A 504-nucleotide genomic window follows, 5' to 3' on the forward strand; every position below is an offset into this window, starting at 1 on the left:
AAGTACAACTCGGGGGTTTCTAATGGAGTTTACGATGGTGGAAGTTCTAACTTTTTTGGGCCGGCATTTTTACCAAGTACACCACTTTACGATAATATCCATAATTTTTTCGAAACTGGTTTTACACAAAAACACAACTTGTCTTTTGAGGGAGGAACTGAACAGTTCTCTTATCGTTGGTCTAACGAATACACCGATAGTAAAGGAACAATCCCTACAACAAGTTATAGGCGGATCTCATCGAGGATAACTGCAGTTGGTACCATTTCACCGATACTGAAACTAACAAGCACTTTCAACTACATCAATTCTAATAATGATAAGGCAAATAAAGGTGCTAACGGATCTTTGCTTCAGTTGATGCGGTTTAGTTCTGCTTACGATGTTCAGAATTACCAAGATATCAACGGAAACAGGGTTCTGCATCTGGCAAGCATCTATTCGGAATTCGATAACCCGCTTTGGGATGTTGTTAAAAATGTGAATAACGATAAAGTTAACAGG

1 pseudogene is annotated in these 504 nt (G+C 38.7%); it reads left to right on the forward strand.

Annotated features, from left to right (window positions below):
- Nucleotides 1-504: pseudogene (locus tag AC1DND_RS29325) on the forward strand (SusC/RagA family TonB-linked outer membrane protein); the annotation flags it as partial.

The organism is Pedobacter sp. 01N416 (genome assembly GCF_056399685.1).